Source organism: Emticicia sp. TH156, from assembly GCF_002855535.1.
Lineage (GTDB): Bacteria > Bacteroidota > Bacteroidia > Cytophagales > Spirosomataceae > Emticicia > Emticicia fluvialis.
In genome coordinates this window covers 35333-50984 of the sequence record NZ_PKRS01000004.1, presented here as the reverse complement: position 1 = coordinate 50984, position 15652 = coordinate 35333, and the positions used below count along the sequence as shown (strand labels likewise).

12 protein-coding genes are annotated in these 15652 nt (G+C 37.0%); 2 read left to right on the top strand and 10 right to left on the bottom strand.

Annotated features, from left to right (window positions below; translation table 11 throughout):
- The first annotated feature begins 18 nt into the window (after positions 1–18).
- On the top strand, positions 19–1128 hold the full coding sequence (locus C0V77_RS08770) for a lipopolysaccharide assembly protein LapB (protein ID WP_101725988.1): 1110 nt from the start codon (positions 19–21) through the stop codon (positions 1126–1128).
- A gap of 403 nt (positions 1129–1531) precedes the next feature.
- On the opposite strand, the gene C0V77_RS08765 is transcribed toward C0V77_RS08770, so the two are convergent.
- From C0V77_RS08765 to C0V77_RS08745, 5 genes are all read right to left on the bottom strand, one after another.
- Positions 1532–1873 carry a hypothetical protein gene (locus C0V77_RS08765; protein WP_101725987.1) on the bottom strand — a complete coding sequence of 114 codons (342 nt, stop codon included), beginning with the start codon at positions 1871–1873 and terminating at the stop codon, positions 1532–1534.
- A gap of 42 nt (positions 1874–1915) precedes the next feature.
- Positions 1916–2686 (bottom strand): ParA family protein, encoded by a 771-nt coding sequence (locus tag C0V77_RS08760; protein ID WP_101725986.1) that lies wholly within the window; start codon positions 2684–2686, stop codon positions 1916–1918.
- A gap of 2075 nt (positions 2687–4761) precedes the next feature.
- A complete protein-coding gene (locus tag C0V77_RS08755) occupies positions 4762–5193 on the bottom strand; it encodes a helix-turn-helix transcriptional regulator (RefSeq protein ID WP_101725985.1) in 432 nt (143 codons plus the stop codon).
- 882 nt (positions 5194–6075) lie between these two features.
- Positions 6076–6885, bottom strand: coding sequence for a 2,3,4,5-tetrahydropyridine-2,6-dicarboxylate N-succinyltransferase (locus C0V77_RS08750; RefSeq protein WP_101725984.1), 810 nt, complete (start codon positions 6883–6885; stop codon positions 6076–6078).
- Between the two features lie 553 nt (positions 6886–7438).
- A complete protein-coding gene (locus C0V77_RS08745) occupies positions 7439–7981 on the bottom strand; it encodes a metallophosphoesterase (RefSeq protein ID WP_101725983.1) in 543 nt (180 codons plus the stop codon).
- Between the two features lie 440 nt (positions 7982–8421).
- Between C0V77_RS08745 and gap the strand changes: the two genes are divergently transcribed.
- A complete protein-coding gene (gene gap / locus C0V77_RS08740) occupies positions 8422–9429 on the top strand; it encodes a type I glyceraldehyde-3-phosphate dehydrogenase (RefSeq protein WP_101725982.1) in 1008 nt (335 codons plus the stop codon).
- A 60-nt stretch (positions 9430–9489) separates the two neighbouring features.
- Here gap and trmB read toward each other — a convergent pair whose 3' ends face one another.
- From trmB to C0V77_RS08715, 5 genes are all read right to left on the bottom strand, one after another.
- The gene (gene trmB / locus C0V77_RS08735; RefSeq protein ID WP_101725981.1) at positions 9490–10143 is read right to left on the bottom strand and encodes a tRNA (guanosine(46)-N7)-methyltransferase TrmB; all 654 of its coding nucleotides are present in this window, start codon (positions 10141–10143) and stop codon (positions 9490–9492) included.
- Positions 10144–10344: 201 nt separating this feature from the next.
- Positions 10345–11661: a folylpolyglutamate synthase/dihydrofolate synthase family protein gene (locus tag C0V77_RS08730; RefSeq protein WP_101725980.1), complete on the bottom strand. Its 1317-nt coding sequence runs from the start codon at positions 11659–11661 to the stop codon at positions 10345–10347.
- An 80-nt stretch (positions 11662–11741) separates the two neighbouring features.
- Entirely contained in the window at positions 11742–12740 is a 999-nt protein-coding gene (locus C0V77_RS08725) for a hypothetical protein (RefSeq protein ID WP_101725979.1), read from the bottom strand.
- 83 nt (positions 12741–12823) lie between these two features.
- Positions 12824–13906, bottom strand: coding sequence for an SPOR domain-containing protein (locus C0V77_RS08720; RefSeq protein ID WP_101725978.1), 1083 nt, complete (start codon positions 13904–13906; stop codon positions 12824–12826).
- A gap of 40 nt (positions 13907–13946) precedes the next feature.
- Positions 13947–15638 carry a hypothetical protein gene (locus C0V77_RS08715; RefSeq protein ID WP_101725977.1) on the bottom strand — a complete coding sequence of 564 codons (1692 nt, stop codon included), beginning with the start codon at positions 15636–15638 and terminating at the stop codon, positions 13947–13949.
- Positions 15639–15652 lie beyond the last annotated feature (14 nt).

Sequence of the window (15652 nt, the reverse complement as noted above, 5' to 3'; positions counted from 1 at the left end):
TAAAAAATTAACAGAAATATGAAAAAAACCATTTTTGTGTCTGTCTTATCTATGTTTACGGCAGGCGTATTTGCACAATCAGGACTTGATAATCAACTTAAAGAAGCGCAGTGTAAGTCAGCAGCCGACGAAATTGCCAAAGGAGAAAAAGCAAGTCAGGATGCCAAAAAAGGTGCAAAATCATCTACCTGGGTTAAGCTTGCCGCGGCTTATGAAGACATGGCCATTAACTGCGGAAAAGACTCAATGGCATCAGAAAAAGCATATAATGCCTATAAAAAGGCGCTTGAAGTAGAAGCCGGCGGTAAAGGCACCAAAGAAATTGAGGCAGCGCTTACAAGTCAGAAAATTTATTCTGCATTGATGCAACAGGGTGCTGGTTTCTATAACGGTAAAAACTTTACCAGCGCACTTAAATTATTCAAAATTGCCTCAGAAGTAAGCCCAAAAGATACTACGGCTTCTTTGTACACGGGTATTGTTGCGCAATTGGCTAAAGATAACGAGGCCGCTAAAATCTATTTCAATAAGTTTATTGAGCAAGGTGGCAAAGATGCAGCCGTATTCTACAGCTTATCTGAAGTGTACAAAAACGAAAAAAATACAGCTAAAGCCGTAGAAGTACTTAAAAAAGGTATCGCTTCAAACCCTGGCGACAAAGATTTGAAAGGCACACTTGTAAACCTTCAGTTGTCTAGCGGTAATTCTGAGGAAGCTATCAGTGAGTTGAAAAAATTGATTGAAGCCGACCCTACAAACGTAAACAATATGCTAAACCTGGCTATTCTTTACGATAACGGCGGTAAAAAAGAAGAAGCACTTGGCTGGTACAAAAAAATATTGGCTATTGACCCAACCAACTACGATTGTAACTTCAACCTGGGTGTATTTCACTTCAATCAGGCCGTTGAAATCAAGAAAGAGGTTGATAAAATGGACATGAAAGAGTACCAAAAGAATGGCAAAGCCGTAGAAGACAAAGCCTGTGCCAAATTTGGTGAAGCAAAACCTCACTTTGATATTTGCAAATCTGTAAGAGAAAAAGAAGGAAAAGCGTTAGATCAAGACCTGACAGACAACTTAAGCAGTTTAACAACTGTGCTTGAACAATGTTCTAAAAGAAAATAATCAGTTTCATAACTGACATATTTAAAAGCCCTTAGATGATTCTAAGGGCTTTTTTTATGCACCGTTTATTGGCTTACTCAGAATTGATTATTCTGCATCAGCATACAGAAAAATTTTTTCATGCAAATCTCAGCTACAGCCTTAACTTTCAGAATCTGCCTTTTTATGGAAGAATAATCATTGAATGCTTCCATCTAAAATTATTATAGAGAAAGAAGTAACAGGATCTTAAAAAGCAGTTCCGATGTATAGCTTAGGGGTGTTTTCAATAATTCTATTTAACATAATATAAATTATATAACATTTATATCTGTATTCTGATTTGCCTGAGAATTGGCTGTATCACAGCTTTTCGCGCATATATACAGATAACCAATTCTCGTTTTAAAGAAAAAAAGGCATTTCAACTAAGAAATGCCTTTAATGCCTTTGGTTTTCTACCAACTTTCTTTCTCATTTTTACTTTCTCGGGTCTTTCTTTAATTTTCTTTTCTTCAAAGAAAACACCAAGCGCTTCAATGATTATATCTTTCTGCGACATCCCTTCCCAGTATCCGTAATCTTTCATGGTTTCAACCAGCTCATTCGGGCAATCGAATGTAACTTTGGTCGACGGCCCGTTGTCTTGCAATGCCATCAATGCCTGCTGGCTTCCGCTTGGTGCAGATGCCGGAGCCCCTGCGGCTTGTTCAGTACTTTTGGTTGGAACTAAACTTTCAAATGTAAAATTTCTATTTTTTGCCATTTTTCTAAAATTTTAGTCGATCAGTATACAACTCAAACCTTATTAATTATTTGCGTTGAAACTGTCTAGAATTTCCTTAGTTAATTTATAATAATCCATTGCTCCGTTGCTATCTGGTGCGTACGAGAAAATATCCTGTCCGCTTGCCTGTGCTTCCGATATCGCAATGTTGTCTCTGATAGTTGTAGAAAAAAACGAATCACCCAATTGCTGTTTGGTGGCTTCAATAATCTCGTTGCTCAATTTCTTATTGATTCTCGGGTTATAACGTGTTGCAAACACACCACCTAGTTTTGTTTGAGGGCTTATCAACTGCAGCTCTGACGAATACGATAAAAAATTTCTTAGCCCTTCATAACTCAGGTACTCTGCCTGCAGTGGCACCATGTAAAGGTCACAGGCAATGAGCGCTATTCTTGTCATCCCTGAAAGTGTGGGTGGACAATCAATCATGATGTAATCATAATTCTTTTTAATTTTCTCTAGTAGCAGTTTCAGGTTAAACGGAAAAACCGGCGATGCTTTAATTACATCTTCTTTGGTGTTTAGTTCGGCTGCACTTGGCAGCAGGTCGCCGATGGGAGTATTAATCACAACACTTTCAAATGGCAGCTCACCACTTAAATAATTACCAACATGGTTTTTGCCTACCTGTGTTTCCAGAATACCAAAGCACCTGGTTAAACTGGCCTGGCCATCAAGATCAATAAAAAGCACACGAGCGTTTGCAAACTTCTGGAAAGCGGCACCAAGGTTTTGGGTTGATGTAGTCTTACCTACCCCCCCTTTGTTGTTTACTACACTAATTGTCATTGGTTGTATAAGAATAATAATGTGTGGCAATATAGAACAAATCAACCGTAGTAACAATACTAAAATAATAACTTTTATTAATAATAACTACTTTACGATAAGTATAGAATGTTTTAAGTAATACATAAATTAATTAAGTAAAATAAATACTAAATAGTTTTATATATACATTTAGTTTAGTATTTATAATAACTTATTGTACTAATACAATTAACTAATTATTCTATAATTATATAAAGTATATACAAAACATTTAGTAAATATAAAATAAAGTGTTTAGTAAAAATTTAACATTCTTTACTTATTTATAATAACGAATACTTCTATTAATATTGTTTATTTTAAATTATTATATAAGTTTTAAACTTACCTATTTTATTATACTTACTAATATTTAATTATTTTTTAAATTTAAATAAAGTACATTAAATAATAAAAAGTATTAATAGGTAAAATAGTAATTAATGAATTTTTAAAATATTAAGTAATATTTGTATGATTAGTATAGGGTTAATTTTAAAATCAGTAAATACGCCTTTCTGGCGATTTCGGTGCGTGGTTTAGGTACTTATACGGATGGATGGATAAAAGTTTCTTAAATCGGCTATTTGAGGCCTTAAAATAGGTCTTGATTTCTTGGCTTTAACCTAACTCAGGATAGAACCTGAATTTTTAAATTTCTTACACAACAAACCGACCAGCAAACCAGATGTTTTAAAACCCGGCAAGAAATCTTAAAGTGCTTAAATTACCTGGCTCTGGCAATCTGAAAATTGAATTTTATCAGTTATTCATTTTACTTTTGAATCACCTACAGGCACTAGGCTTAAGCCAGAACCAATTGTTGATTGAACGAAATCTCAAATTTTTCTTACCTGTAAATTAAATGAGCCGACTTTGGCAAAAGGCATTCAGCCTGTTCTTCACAATTAAACAACTCAATTGATTGGCCAGAGATGTTTAACTCAATAGGTTCAAGAATACAACTTCATGAACCCGCATTGTACACAATTAACTAAATCTAGTTTACCTGCCTTGCTTTGTCAACTGGCCGCTTTAAAACAGAGCCAGATTGCCGCTGTACATACTCTGCATAATATAACTTTTAGAATGCAATATAATAAGGGCATACTCATGCACGCGCACTGAATTAACCGCGTCTGAATGCAAGGCATTAATTGATACATTTTCCGTCTTTCTAATTAAGTGGCCCTCAAGCATCATATATGGTTTGGTATGGTTTAAAAAAAGCCGATTAATTTTTGCATTTCAAAAGCTCAACAAATTCAATAGCCGGCAGCTCAAAGAATACTATAAATAATTTTACACCATTTATTATGTATAATATAATCTATTTTTTTTATACTAATATTATCTAAATATTTTATCATTTAGTATAATAATTAATAATACTAAAAATACTTTTTATTTATTTTATAACATTTAAAAAAATCAGATAGTATAAAACAATATTTATACTATATTTAGTATGTTAATTTTTAATAATAAATAAAGTATAAACCATATTTATTGGTATATAAGTTTTTATTTAAATAAACATATAATTGTTTTATGCCTATTATATAATACTGTTTTTAATATTTAATATAATAAGTTTTAAACTTTAAATAAATAATAGTACGTAATTTTAGGTTAGAATTTACTTACTGTATTCTTTTAATAGTAAGATAAATTAATTATTAATAAAACCATTCTAATTATATGAACAGTACTATTTATTTATAATTAACCGGTAGTATTTTTTTATTTAATTAACCTAGTTGAATAGTAAGAAACTTTTTAACTGGTTATTACTATTCATACTATTATTATTGATTAACCTGTTTGTTATATTTTTTATAACTGTACTTTTTTTGCAATTAATCTTTCTGATACATTTAAACAGGCTGATACTTCTGGTTCTTATTCAATTGTACTACCCGTATAAATTTTGCTTCCAGGCCATCTATTGTATCTCCACGCAACCAATCAGGCTTTACCTTGTACCTTAGGTGGCTGGGCTTTCAGGCGTTTATGATAGTCTGTATTCTGTTTGCCAATTGGCTTAAAAATAATCAGGCATTGCTGGCTTCAAAAACCTGAGTATAACCATCAGTATATACAACAATGATTCTTGCTACGCTTCCGTGGCCTAAATTGGGCAAAATAGAGCCGTTGAGATTTGAATACATCGGGGGATTTTCCGTGCTTTTTCTTTCGTTTAAATCTCGCGAACCATTAACTGGCTTTTTTTGCGCTATAACAGCTTGATTACTAAGGTTTTGTGTGGGTTGTTGTCCTTCGTTTTCCTCGTCTTCCAGAAACCAGTCAAAACCCAGTTCGGGGTATCTTTTGTATATTTTCTGTACAATTTCAAGGCTGGGCTTATTTCTATCAGATAAAATGTGTGAAATGCTAGGCCTGGGTACTCCAATTTCATCAGCAAACTTGGTGGAAGTTAAATCCTTGTCATTAATAAAGCGGCGTATCTTCTCGTTTAATTTCATAAACTGTAAATTTATAAATGTAATTCACAAATGTTTAATATAGTAAACTAATTTAAGTTGTAAAATTAACTATGTTAAACTAATTATGTATAAATATAAATAGTTTACAAATACAAACCAAGCTCTTTTGTAAATAATTAAATGACTATTGTAAACACGTTCACTATTAGTCTGTTGTAGGGCTTAAATACTTGTTTATCAGTACATTATGTAATTTACGATTGATATACGATTAACAATGTATTTAAAGACAGATTGAAAATATAAATCTTAAGCAGATGAATTCACCAGATGGGTGCCACTGGTAATAGAAAGACAGAGTAACGAGACGATTTCATCTTACATTTAACAATGTATAGAAATAGTTAAGAAAAAATGTAGAATAGTGCTTGCGCGTTAAATCTTGTAAACTACCTTTGTAAAAGATTTACGTGCTTTTTAAAATGATCATTGAAGATAAAATTAAGTAAAGGTTTAATTTGTAGGTAGAAATGCCAACAATTTGGGATTCAATCGTCAGAAAGTCCAATCATGCTTTAGATTGGGCTTTTTTTATTGCCCTGTAATTACTGCTCCTAAACAACCTCTTTTATAAACAAAGGTAATTATTTCTTGTGTATCTCACGGCCTTATGTCTAAGCCGGTAATTTAAAATAATCAATTATTATAGCTTTACCTGGGTGGCTTTATTGCATATTTGTTGTAAATACCTCTCCTGATAGACTAATTGGTAGTAAATTACATTAAAAATAAGACATTTATTTATGTAATTTTCATTTGTAACGTATATATATTGTAAATTGCACTATTAATGCTTGTAAACAATAAAGGGCTGACAGAATAGCTGACAGCCCTTTATTGTTATAACTTCAATTTATGTTTCTAAACTGACACATTATTTTCTCTTAAGGCATCATTCAATGATGTTTTAAGATCAGTACTTGTTTTTCTTTGACCAATAATTAAAGCGCAAGGTACGCCAAAATCGCCGGCCGGATACTTTTTAGGCAGCATACCTGGTATAACAACCGAGTTATCTGGCACGTATCCAACGTATTCTTTGCCCGTATTTACGTCTATAATCTTAGAACTGCTGGTTATGGTAACACCTGCCCCTAAAACGGCTCTTTTGCCGATTCTGGCGCCTTCTACCACTATACAGCGTGACCCGATAAAGGCACCGTCTTCAATGATTACCGGCGATGCCTGAGCGGGTTCAAGTACCCCTCCGATACCCACACCACCGCTCAGATGTACATCTTTTCCTATCTGGGCGCAGCTTCCAACAGTAGCCCAGGTGTCTACCATTGTGCCAGAATCTACATAAGCGCCAATGTTTACATAAGACGGCATCAGGATAACACCTTTAGCCAGATATGAGCCATAACGGGCCACAGCAGGCGGCACAACGCGCACGCCAATCTGGTCATATCCGGTTTTTAGTTTCATTTTATCGTGGTATTCAAATATGCCCACTTCCTGAATACTCATTTGCTGAAGCGGGAAATACAGAATAATTGCTTTCTTTATCCAGTCGTGGGTTGTCCAGCTGCCATCTTCATTGGGGCTGGCAACACGAATAATTCCATCATTAACTTCACTTATAATTGTTTCAATTGCACTCTTGGTCGCCGGGTCGTTTAACAGGCTTCTATCGTCCCACGCAGCTTCAATAATTGTTTTTAATGACATTGAGATTGGTGATTTAAAACATTAATTAATAATATATAATCGTCTGATAATGTGATTTTTACTGAATAATTTTAAGGGTATTTTAAGCTATTTTTTAGCCGCTCATATTTGCTGCAAATTTAGGGCTATATTATTAGATAAACAACATCTCCCCTATTTTAAGTCATTCTACCTTACGCACGCGGCATAATAAAATGTTATAGTATTGGGCAGGTAAACTGACAAAAACAATACAGTTATTAGTAAAATGCAAGCTAATAAATTTAGCCACATAATTGCTAATTCAGCACAGAGACTTAGTATTAGTTAACTAAGTAATTTAGTTAAATGGTATTTGCTAATTAGCTCGTGCACAACTAGATTACTAAATGATGTTAGCTGCCTATTATTTATGAAAATAAGCGCAAAAATGTAAAAACACTGCTAAAAATGATTGATCTTGTAGCTATTAAGTGGAGATGTTGTGAGTTACGGGTAACGTAGGGAGATTCAAATTTTATGATGTTACCCGCTCTGCTCTTTTAATTAAATTAGTTTTAAAAGGCTTAGTATTTTAGTAGACTTTAGTTTTTTGTTCACTAATCTTTTGGTTCATGTAGGTTTTTACCTCATTAAACTCAACCGGATAATAATCATAGCCGTTAATGCCTACATCCATTGTCCGATTCTCATGGTCATAAGGCAGCCTATGATGCGTATGCCCAAAAAGATGCCAGCTGCCGTGGTGTTTTCTGTCCCATTCTCTCAAGCAGAAATGATTCAGAACAATCCATTGGGTATCTATTTTAATTGTTTTTTGTTCACCCAGATACTCGCCCCATCTTTCATAAAGCTTGATGGTATCGTAATAGTCATGATTCCCCTTAATAAAAAACTTCTTACCATTTAAGCGCTTTAAAAGTTGTTCGATACGGTATTTGTCTTTCGAGAATGCAAAATCTCCTAAAAAATAGAAGTGGTCATCTTTACTTACCTGGCTGTTATGCCTTTTAATAATGGCTTCGTTCATCTGATCTATTGTTGCGAACGGCCTGTTGTCATACCTCAGAATATTTTGGTGGTCAAAATGATAATCTGAGCTAAAAAAATGTTTCATTGTGGTTTTTAAAGTAAAATAATATTTAATGTTTAATTGGTTTCATATCATTAACTGATTGATTAAAAATGAATTTTACTGAACTAAATACAGCTGTAATTAATTGTATCTTTAGCGATTAATTCTAAAACCTTGTTTGGGTTTAATACCTAAATGCCCGTTTTACCTAATATACGAAATTTATCTCAGTTTTAAAAATGAAAGTTTTTCTTTTATGCCGTTAAAATTGAGGTTTACGTATAGATGAATGAAAAATTAGATTGCAGTTTTATTGTAAGTAAAGCTATTTTGGCCTGGGGTTTACCTGTTGGCGTTCGCATTTAAGGAAGCTTTCATTGAATATTACCAATATTTAATCCTTAAAATAAGCTCTCTTTTCGTGAATAGAAAAAATCTTCTTAACTTGCAAAATCGTACCACTTAAACCAATATATTTTAAAATGTCTAAAATTAAAGTAGCTATTAATGGATTTGGCCGAATTGGTAGACTTGCCTATCGCCAGATTTACAACATGGAAGGAATTGATGTAGTTGCGATTAACGATTTAACGAGTCCTTCGGTACTAGCTCATTTACTAAAATATGATAGTGCCCAGGGTCGATTTGATGCCGAAGTAAAGTCTACTGACAATAGCGTAATAGTAAATGGTGAAGAAATTAAAATCTATGCGCAAAGAAATCCGGCTGAGATTCCTTGGGGTACTCATGAAGTAGATGTTGTACTTGAATGTACAGGATTCTTTACTGATAAAGATAAAGCCGCTGCCCACTTAACTGCCGGCGCTAAAAGAGTAATCATCAGTGCACCTGCAACCGGTGACCTTAAGACGATTGTGTACAACGTAAACCACAGCATTCTTGACGGTAGCGAAACCATCATCAGTTGTGCAAGTTGTACTACCAACTGTCTGGCTCCGATGGCAAAAGCCCTTAATGATAACTTTGGTATTGTGCTTGGAAGCATGACAACCGTTCACGCCTACACTAACGACCAAAATACACTCGATGCGCCGCATCCAAAAGGCGATCTACGCAGAGCAAGGGCTGCCGCAGCCAACATTGTACCTAACAGTACTGGTGCTGCAAAAGCAATTGGCCTTGTATTGCCTGAGTTGAAAGGTAAACTGGATGGTGGTGCGCAACGTGTACCAACTATTACTGGTAGCTTAACAGAGTTGACAGTTGTTCTTGAAAAAACTGTTACATTGCAAGAGGTTAACGCCGCAATGAAAGCAGCAAGCAATGAAAGCTTTGGCTATAATGAAGATGAAATTGTAAGTAGCGATATCATTGGTATCACTTACGGAAGTTTGTTTGATGCCACCCAAACCAAAGTTGTTACCGTTGGTGATAAACAACTGGTGAAAACCATTAGCTGGTATGATAACGAAATGAGCTACGTTAGCCAATTGGTTAGAACCGTAAAATACTTTGCAACACTTATCTAGTAGGTAGATATTGTATGCTTAAAAAAAGGCCTGTTCATTTCATTGAGCAGGCCTTTTATTTTATGGCCTGGCGGCCAGGTAATTGATTTTAAAGCCTTTCTCTACAAATAGCCTTTCGTAATGCGTTACAATGTCGTAATGTTCGGCCAGTAGGTTCGATTCATATAAATCGGTGGTTTGGCGAAGGATAGTGAAGCCGGCTTCAGGAATAGTGCCCAGTGAGTATTCAAACAAACCGCTGTTATCTGTCTTGAAGAAGAAGTTGCCGTCAGGCTTCAGAATCTTTTTATAGAGTGCCAGAAATGCCGGATTCGTCAATCGCTTCTTTTCTTCTTTGTCGCGCGGCTGAGGGTCCGGGTGTATTAACCAAATTTCGTCAACTTCGTTTTCTTCAAAAAATTCTTCCAGAAAATTGATAGGTGTGCGCAAAAAAGCCACATTACTCAGGTTGTTTTCAATGGCTCGCTTGCTTCCACGGGCAATTCTGTCGCCCTTTATATCAATTCCTATAAAGTTTTTATCCGGAAACTGCCTGGCCAGTCCAACAGTATATTCACCTTTACCGCAGGCCAGTTCAAGCACAATTGGGTTATTGTTTTTAAAATATATCTCCCTCCAGCGGCCTTTAATGGTTGTGTAAAGCTCTTTGCCTCTTTCAATTACATTTTCTGCCTGGGCATTATGTATAAACCTCGGTAATTTTTGTCTTGCCACTATCCTATTTATTTTAATTGATACTTTATAAAAGTATTGTTAATATTATTAATCTTTATAAAATCTAATTTGAATACCTTAAATGTTGCAATTTCAGACGTTTTTGGGGTACATAACCTATTCAATGCGCTAAATACTTTTTATAAAAACAATACAGATTAAGTTTTTTCTGTTTTTAAAAAATATAAAAAGTATTGATAGTTATAACTCATTTAACTCTGCAACTACAAATGTACTGCCACCAATATAGATAAAGTCGTTGTTTTGGGCAGCGTCTCTGGCTGTTTTAAGTGCTGCATTAACATCTGGAATAACCTGGCCGGTTAAACCTGACGACCGCGCGGTTTCTGCCAAATTATGCGCATCTAAAGCCCTGGGCGAATCGGCCTGACAAAAATAATAGTTCGCATCTACGGGAAACAAAGCCAGTATGTCTGCCACATTTTTATCCTTTACAAAGCCTAACACAAAGTGTTTCCGGCCGCTTACAAGCCCGGTTGCAAACAACTTCTCTATCTGCCGTAGAATGATTTTAAGGCCATGTTCATTATGACCGGTGTCACAAACGGTCAGTGGTTGGCTGTTCAATACCTGCCAGCGACCTTTCAGGCCGGTAAGTGTTACTACTTCTGCTATACCGGCGGCAATGGCTTTATTACTGATAACGAAGCCTTTTGTTTGCAGCAAGTCAATTGCTTTAAAAACACCTGTAAGGTTTTTTAATTGATAGTTGCCTATCAGCTGAGATTCCAAACGCTCAAAAACTATCTGTCTGTTTTTATCTCTTACGTCTGTTAGCAGCTTCAAGCTATCCTGGCCTGTCTTTGATTCCTCAACCGTAAAAAAGTCTTCTGCAAAATAAATGGGTGCTCCGGCCTGCGCAGCCTTTGAAATAAACACTGCTTCGGTTTCTTCATGTCTTTCTGATATCACAACAGGTACACCCGGCTTTATGATTCCGGCTTTTTCGGTGGCAATTTTTGGAAGCGTGTCTCCGAGAATATCCATGTGGTCGAAACCGATATTGGTTATTATACACAGTTCCGGATGAATGACATTGGTGGAGTCAAGCCTGCCACCCAGGCCCACTTCAATAACGGCTATGTCAACTTTTTCGCGGGCAAAAAAATCAAAAGCCAGCGCTACGCTCAGTTCAAAGAACGACGGCCTCAGTTGTTCAATAAAAGCCTGATGGGTTTCTACAAATGAAATTACATTCGCTTTATGAATAGATTTTCCATTTATTCTGAATCTTTCGGTGTAATCTTTTAAATGTGGCGATGTATAAAGCCCTGTTTTATAACCTGCACATTGCAGAACAGAAGCCATGTAATGCGACGTACTGCCTTTACCATTAGTACCTGCTATATGAATGCTCCTGAATTGCTGCTGAGGATTACCCAGATATTCACACAATGCGATAATATTATCCAGATTGGGCTTAAATGCCTTCGCTCCTTCGCGGTGAAAAACCGGCAGCATGGCATACAGGTAATGGATGGTTTCTTCGTAGTTCATCGACAATAAAAAAAGGTGATTGTAAAATCACCTTTTAAAGATTTTTGCAAAATTAATAAAGATTCGGCAATTATTATGCGTTAGTTGCCCGACCTGATATTAATGGTGATAGTCCCGGTAGCTCTGGGAGGCGCTGTGCCTTCTGGTGTAAGAAATGAACCCAGGTTTTTCTGAATATAATTCTTATAAAAATTCTGCACCGAAGGGCTAACGGTAGATTCGTTTACTTTAATGGCCACCACGTCTCCGGTGTCATCTACAGTTACGCTGAAAACAATTCTTCCGGTTTCGCTTGAGCCATCATTAGGCAAAGACAATTTCTTTTTATTCCAGCCACTTAAACCACCAATTGAAGCCCCTGAGCCACCTTTGCCGGGGTTACCATAAAGGCTTTTGCCTTCCAGGGTTCCTCTGGGGTCTCCTTTGTCTCCAACTTCACCGGGCTTGCCATCACCGTTGTTATTACCGCCAATGCCGTCTCGTGTGCCAATAGTACCATTAGAGTTAGAACTGGCTCCGTTGGCGCCTGCAGTGCCTTTAGAACCCTTTTTAAACAGTGAGCCATTATCTACCGTTCTTTTAGGTGTTTCAGGCTGCACAGGCTCTGGTTTGGGGGCTACGGTTTTGGTTTCAACAGGGCTTGGTTTTACTATCGGTTTTACTTCTGTTTTTTTAACGGGTTTATCGTTTGTTTTGGCGGTAACCGGGCTTTCTTCATCGGCCGTTACGACGGGTCTGGCCGGAGTTTCTTTTACTACCACTTTGGCTGGTTTTTCAACTACCGGTGGCGGGCTTACTACGGGTTTTACTTTTACCGGCTTAGACGCCTCTTCATTGGCTGCCGGTTTCACATCATAGTTATTGGGCGACTCATTAGCCTTATTGGTAGTTTGCAGGTCTCCGGCACCCACCAGGTCAATACCATAATTGAGTTCTACCCCTTCGGGTTCTTCTGGTGGTGTGTAAATAAGCTTCAGAAAGAACAGAAGCGTCAGGAAAGCACCATAAATAATAATGCTTATCACAAATGCCTGCGATTGCGTCTTTTTGTTGTCTTCTGTGAGTGATGTGGTTTGCATCAATAATATCGGTTAATTATGTACAATCAGCTACAAAAAAACCTGTAAGTATGGCTTACAGGTTATAAATATATAGAAAACCCTTATTTACTTTTAATAATAGCTGGTTTTTCTCCAATCAGTTTCTGATGTTTATCTGCTATGGCATTGGCTTCTTCCATCGAGTCTGCTTCGGCAGCTACCACTTTCATCAGCCCGTTGATTTCTATTACTCTTGGCGAAAAGCCGTTTTTAAGTAAACTGGCGCTGAGTTTTTTTACGTTTTCTTTATTTTTAAATATCCCTGAAACAATCATATAACGTTTTTCAATACTATTTATTGCAGGCGTTTCTACAAGTGTTTTAGAAACCTCAATGGGTTTTTCAACAGGTTTGGTTTCAATAGGTACATTTTTTAATGGCGCTTCAATTGCCGTGGCTTCGGTAGCGCCCCAGGTGCTGTCTGCCTCTGGTTTAATTATCTGCTGGGCAATTGAATCTTTATTTGCAATTGCATCCGGCTGTTTGACAACTAACGTCTTTTTGGGTAGATAATCTAAAGGATTAAAACTGCTTCTGGCCGGAGCTTCTGTTTTTTCTGTTCTTGATAACAAAACCAAGAAAAGACCCATAGAAACCAAGAGTACCGGCACAGTATATAAAACGTATTTCCATTTAAATGTGCCGTCTGTACTGGTGTACGATTCTTTTTCCATTACCAGTTCATCGTCTACATCAAATGTCTGACTCATGGAATAGCTGGGCTTATCTACCGTACGAGGGAAAATGCTATCAAACCCAAAGCTTTCACTAAAAAAGTTATGACGGCGGTCTGGGTCGAAAACCAGATTGTTTTCTTCATTTAACGAGAAATTGCCAATTCTTTCAAAATGAAATGCCCTTTGGCTTGCAAGAGAACCTTTAATTTCAGATACGAAATTCTGAATGGTTCTTTTGGCTTCATCTATGGTAACGCTTTCTCTTCTTGATATATAAGTGGCCAATAGCCCGTCGTCATGCTTCAAAATTTCATTGAACGCAATTTTTTTCTGCGGTGGCATAAGCGAACCGCTGATATCATTCAAACTGGAAGGCATGTAGTTGGCAATAAATGCTCCGAAGTTCGGAACCGCCACATAATCATGCTCAAAAAGCAGCGTTCTGATGTATTCTGCAACAGGTTTCATAAGGCTTAACTTGTATTTGGGGGCTATCTTTTATGCTAAATTAAAATGAAAAGTTGACTCCCACAAGAAAATTTAAACCCTGTTGCGGATAATATAAGAATCGTTCGTACTTTCTCCCTAACAGGTTATTTAGCTTAACAAAGGCAGTAAATTGTTTGCTGAACAGGTAGTCAAACTCAGTATTCACATCAACTATGTCTTTGTTGGTAACAATGGCATCGGTGGTTGGATTTTTGGCAAATGTTTTTCCGAAATAGTATAAATCAAGATTGGCCAGAAACTTGTCTGTAACAAAAAAACTATTGCCCCATTTGGTTATAACAGCCGGGCGATGAAAAGGTTTTTCGTACGCTTTGGTTTCATAGTTATTATAATCAACTTTCAGATTGGTACGCCATACTTCTGCCAGCTGGTAGTTTAGCTGTAACGTTACATTGTAGTAACGGGTGCTTTCGGTTTCGTAAAGAATGTTAAACTTGGCGGTGTCGCCCAGAGCATCGCCAAAATCAGGCGAATAATTATTGAAGAAATACAGGTTTTTGTAATTTCCGGTGGCGGCTCTGAGGTTATAGCTTAAGCCTTTACTCAAATCGCCTTTGGTACCAATGTAAATTTCCTTGTTTTTTTCGGTATTCAATAACGACACCCGCGACTTTAAATAAGGGTTCTCGTTCAGCATTGACCCAAGGGTGTTTCTGATAATGTCTCCATCAAGCCCTGCATAAAAGAAAAGCATGCCCTTGTGTTTGTAGATAAGCTCTACCATAGGGAAACCCATTGTGCGGTTGATTTTCTTTACTTCGTCAAACTCATTTACCGCCTTAAAACCTATATTGGCTCCGAAATTGCGGAAATTAAGTTTAAAAGTGGGTGTAACTCTAAACAAATTTCTTTTGTCAACCACATCGTCGGTTCTTTGGGTAACATAAGCTTCTGCATCAACACCGGCAACAAATTTTTCAGTAATAATCGGGAAATAGGCCCTGAAGCTAGACCCCCAGTCGGTTTCCTGAGCCTCATAAATATTCTTTAATGAACGGATGTAGGTTTTAATGCCGTAGTCAACTCTTGCGTTCGGAGCGGTGTTTTCAAAACCGACATTAAACTGAACTGTATTTAATACCTGCCGGATATCCTTGCGGTCAAGGTCTTCCCGTGGGCGTCGGTAGCCGTAAAAATAGTATTGGTCGCGGTTGTAGTTCAATCCGGCATTCAACTGAAACTTCTCTGCCAGATACTTACCCGTTATTTCGGCTTTACTATACATGTTAGATGAGTTTTTATCATCAACCGGCCCGCGCGCGGTAGAGTTATGATAAGCATGCACACCAATAATGAGGTTGTTTTCCTGATTAGAATTTAGAAATACTTCGCCCAGCAAACGGCCGTAATTACCCGCCCCCAGGGTAGCGTAGTTGTTGTAAGTTTCAAGCTCTTCATTGTTTTTGGTACCTTCTGGCGCCACAACGTTGGGGTTAAACTTTACTTCTTCTACACCTTTGGGTTTACGGTCGAAGAACGTGTAACGCATGGTTTTTTCTTCTGATGTAGGTTTAAGCGCAGGTATTTTCTCAAAAACACGGTTGGCAGGTGGTAGCTCAACCTTCCGGTCTTTGGTAATCACCACGTCGTCGTCAAGCTGTGCCAGAGCAGGCATAGCTACCAAACCCAGCGCGGTTATTAGTAACAGGTTATAAATATTTTTAATAAGCGTTTGTATCTTGAATTTCATGGAGAAATACTTTA

What these genes read in the sequence shown, in the direction of transcription:
- C0V77_RS08730 (WP_101725980.1), bottom strand. Translation starts at nt 11,661, where the DNA reads ATGAACTACGAAGAAACCATCCATTACCTGTATGCCATGCTGCCGGTT.
- C0V77_RS08765 (WP_101725987.1), bottom strand. Translation starts at nt 1,873, where the DNA reads ATGGCAAAAAATAGAAATTTTACATTTGAAAGTTTAGTTCCAACCAAA.
- C0V77_RS08720 (WP_101725978.1), bottom strand. Translation starts at nt 13,906, where the DNA reads ATGAAACCTGTTGCAGAATACATCAGAACGCTGCTTTTTGAGCATGAT.
- C0V77_RS08755 (WP_101725985.1), bottom strand. Translation starts at nt 5,193, where the DNA reads ATGAAATTAAACGAGAAGATACGCCGCTTTATTAATGACAAGGATTTA.
- C0V77_RS08750 (WP_101725984.1), bottom strand. Translation starts at nt 6,885, where the DNA reads ATGTCATTAAAAACAATTATTGAAGCTGCGTGGGACGATAGAAGCCTG.
- C0V77_RS08760 (WP_101725986.1), bottom strand. Translation starts at nt 2,686, where the DNA reads ATGACAATTAGTGTAGTAAACAACAAAGGGGGGGTAGGTAAGACTACA.
- C0V77_RS08770 (WP_101725988.1), top strand. Translation starts at nt 19, where the DNA reads ATGAAAAAAACCATTTTTGTGTCTGTCTTATCTATGTTTACGGCAGGC.
- C0V77_RS08745 (WP_101725983.1), bottom strand. Translation starts at nt 7,981, where the DNA reads ATGAAACATTTTTTTAGCTCAGATTATCATTTTGACCACCAAAATATT.
- C0V77_RS08715 (WP_101725977.1), bottom strand. Translation starts at nt 15,638, where the DNA reads ATGAAATTCAAGATACAAACGCTTATTAAAAATATTTATAACCTGTTA.
- gap (WP_101725982.1), top strand. Translation starts at nt 8,422, where the DNA reads ATGTCTAAAATTAAAGTAGCTATTAATGGATTTGGCCGAATTGGTAGA.
- C0V77_RS08725 (WP_101725979.1), bottom strand. Translation starts at nt 12,740, where the DNA reads ATGCAAACCACATCACTCACAGAAGACAACAAAAAGACGCAATCGCAG.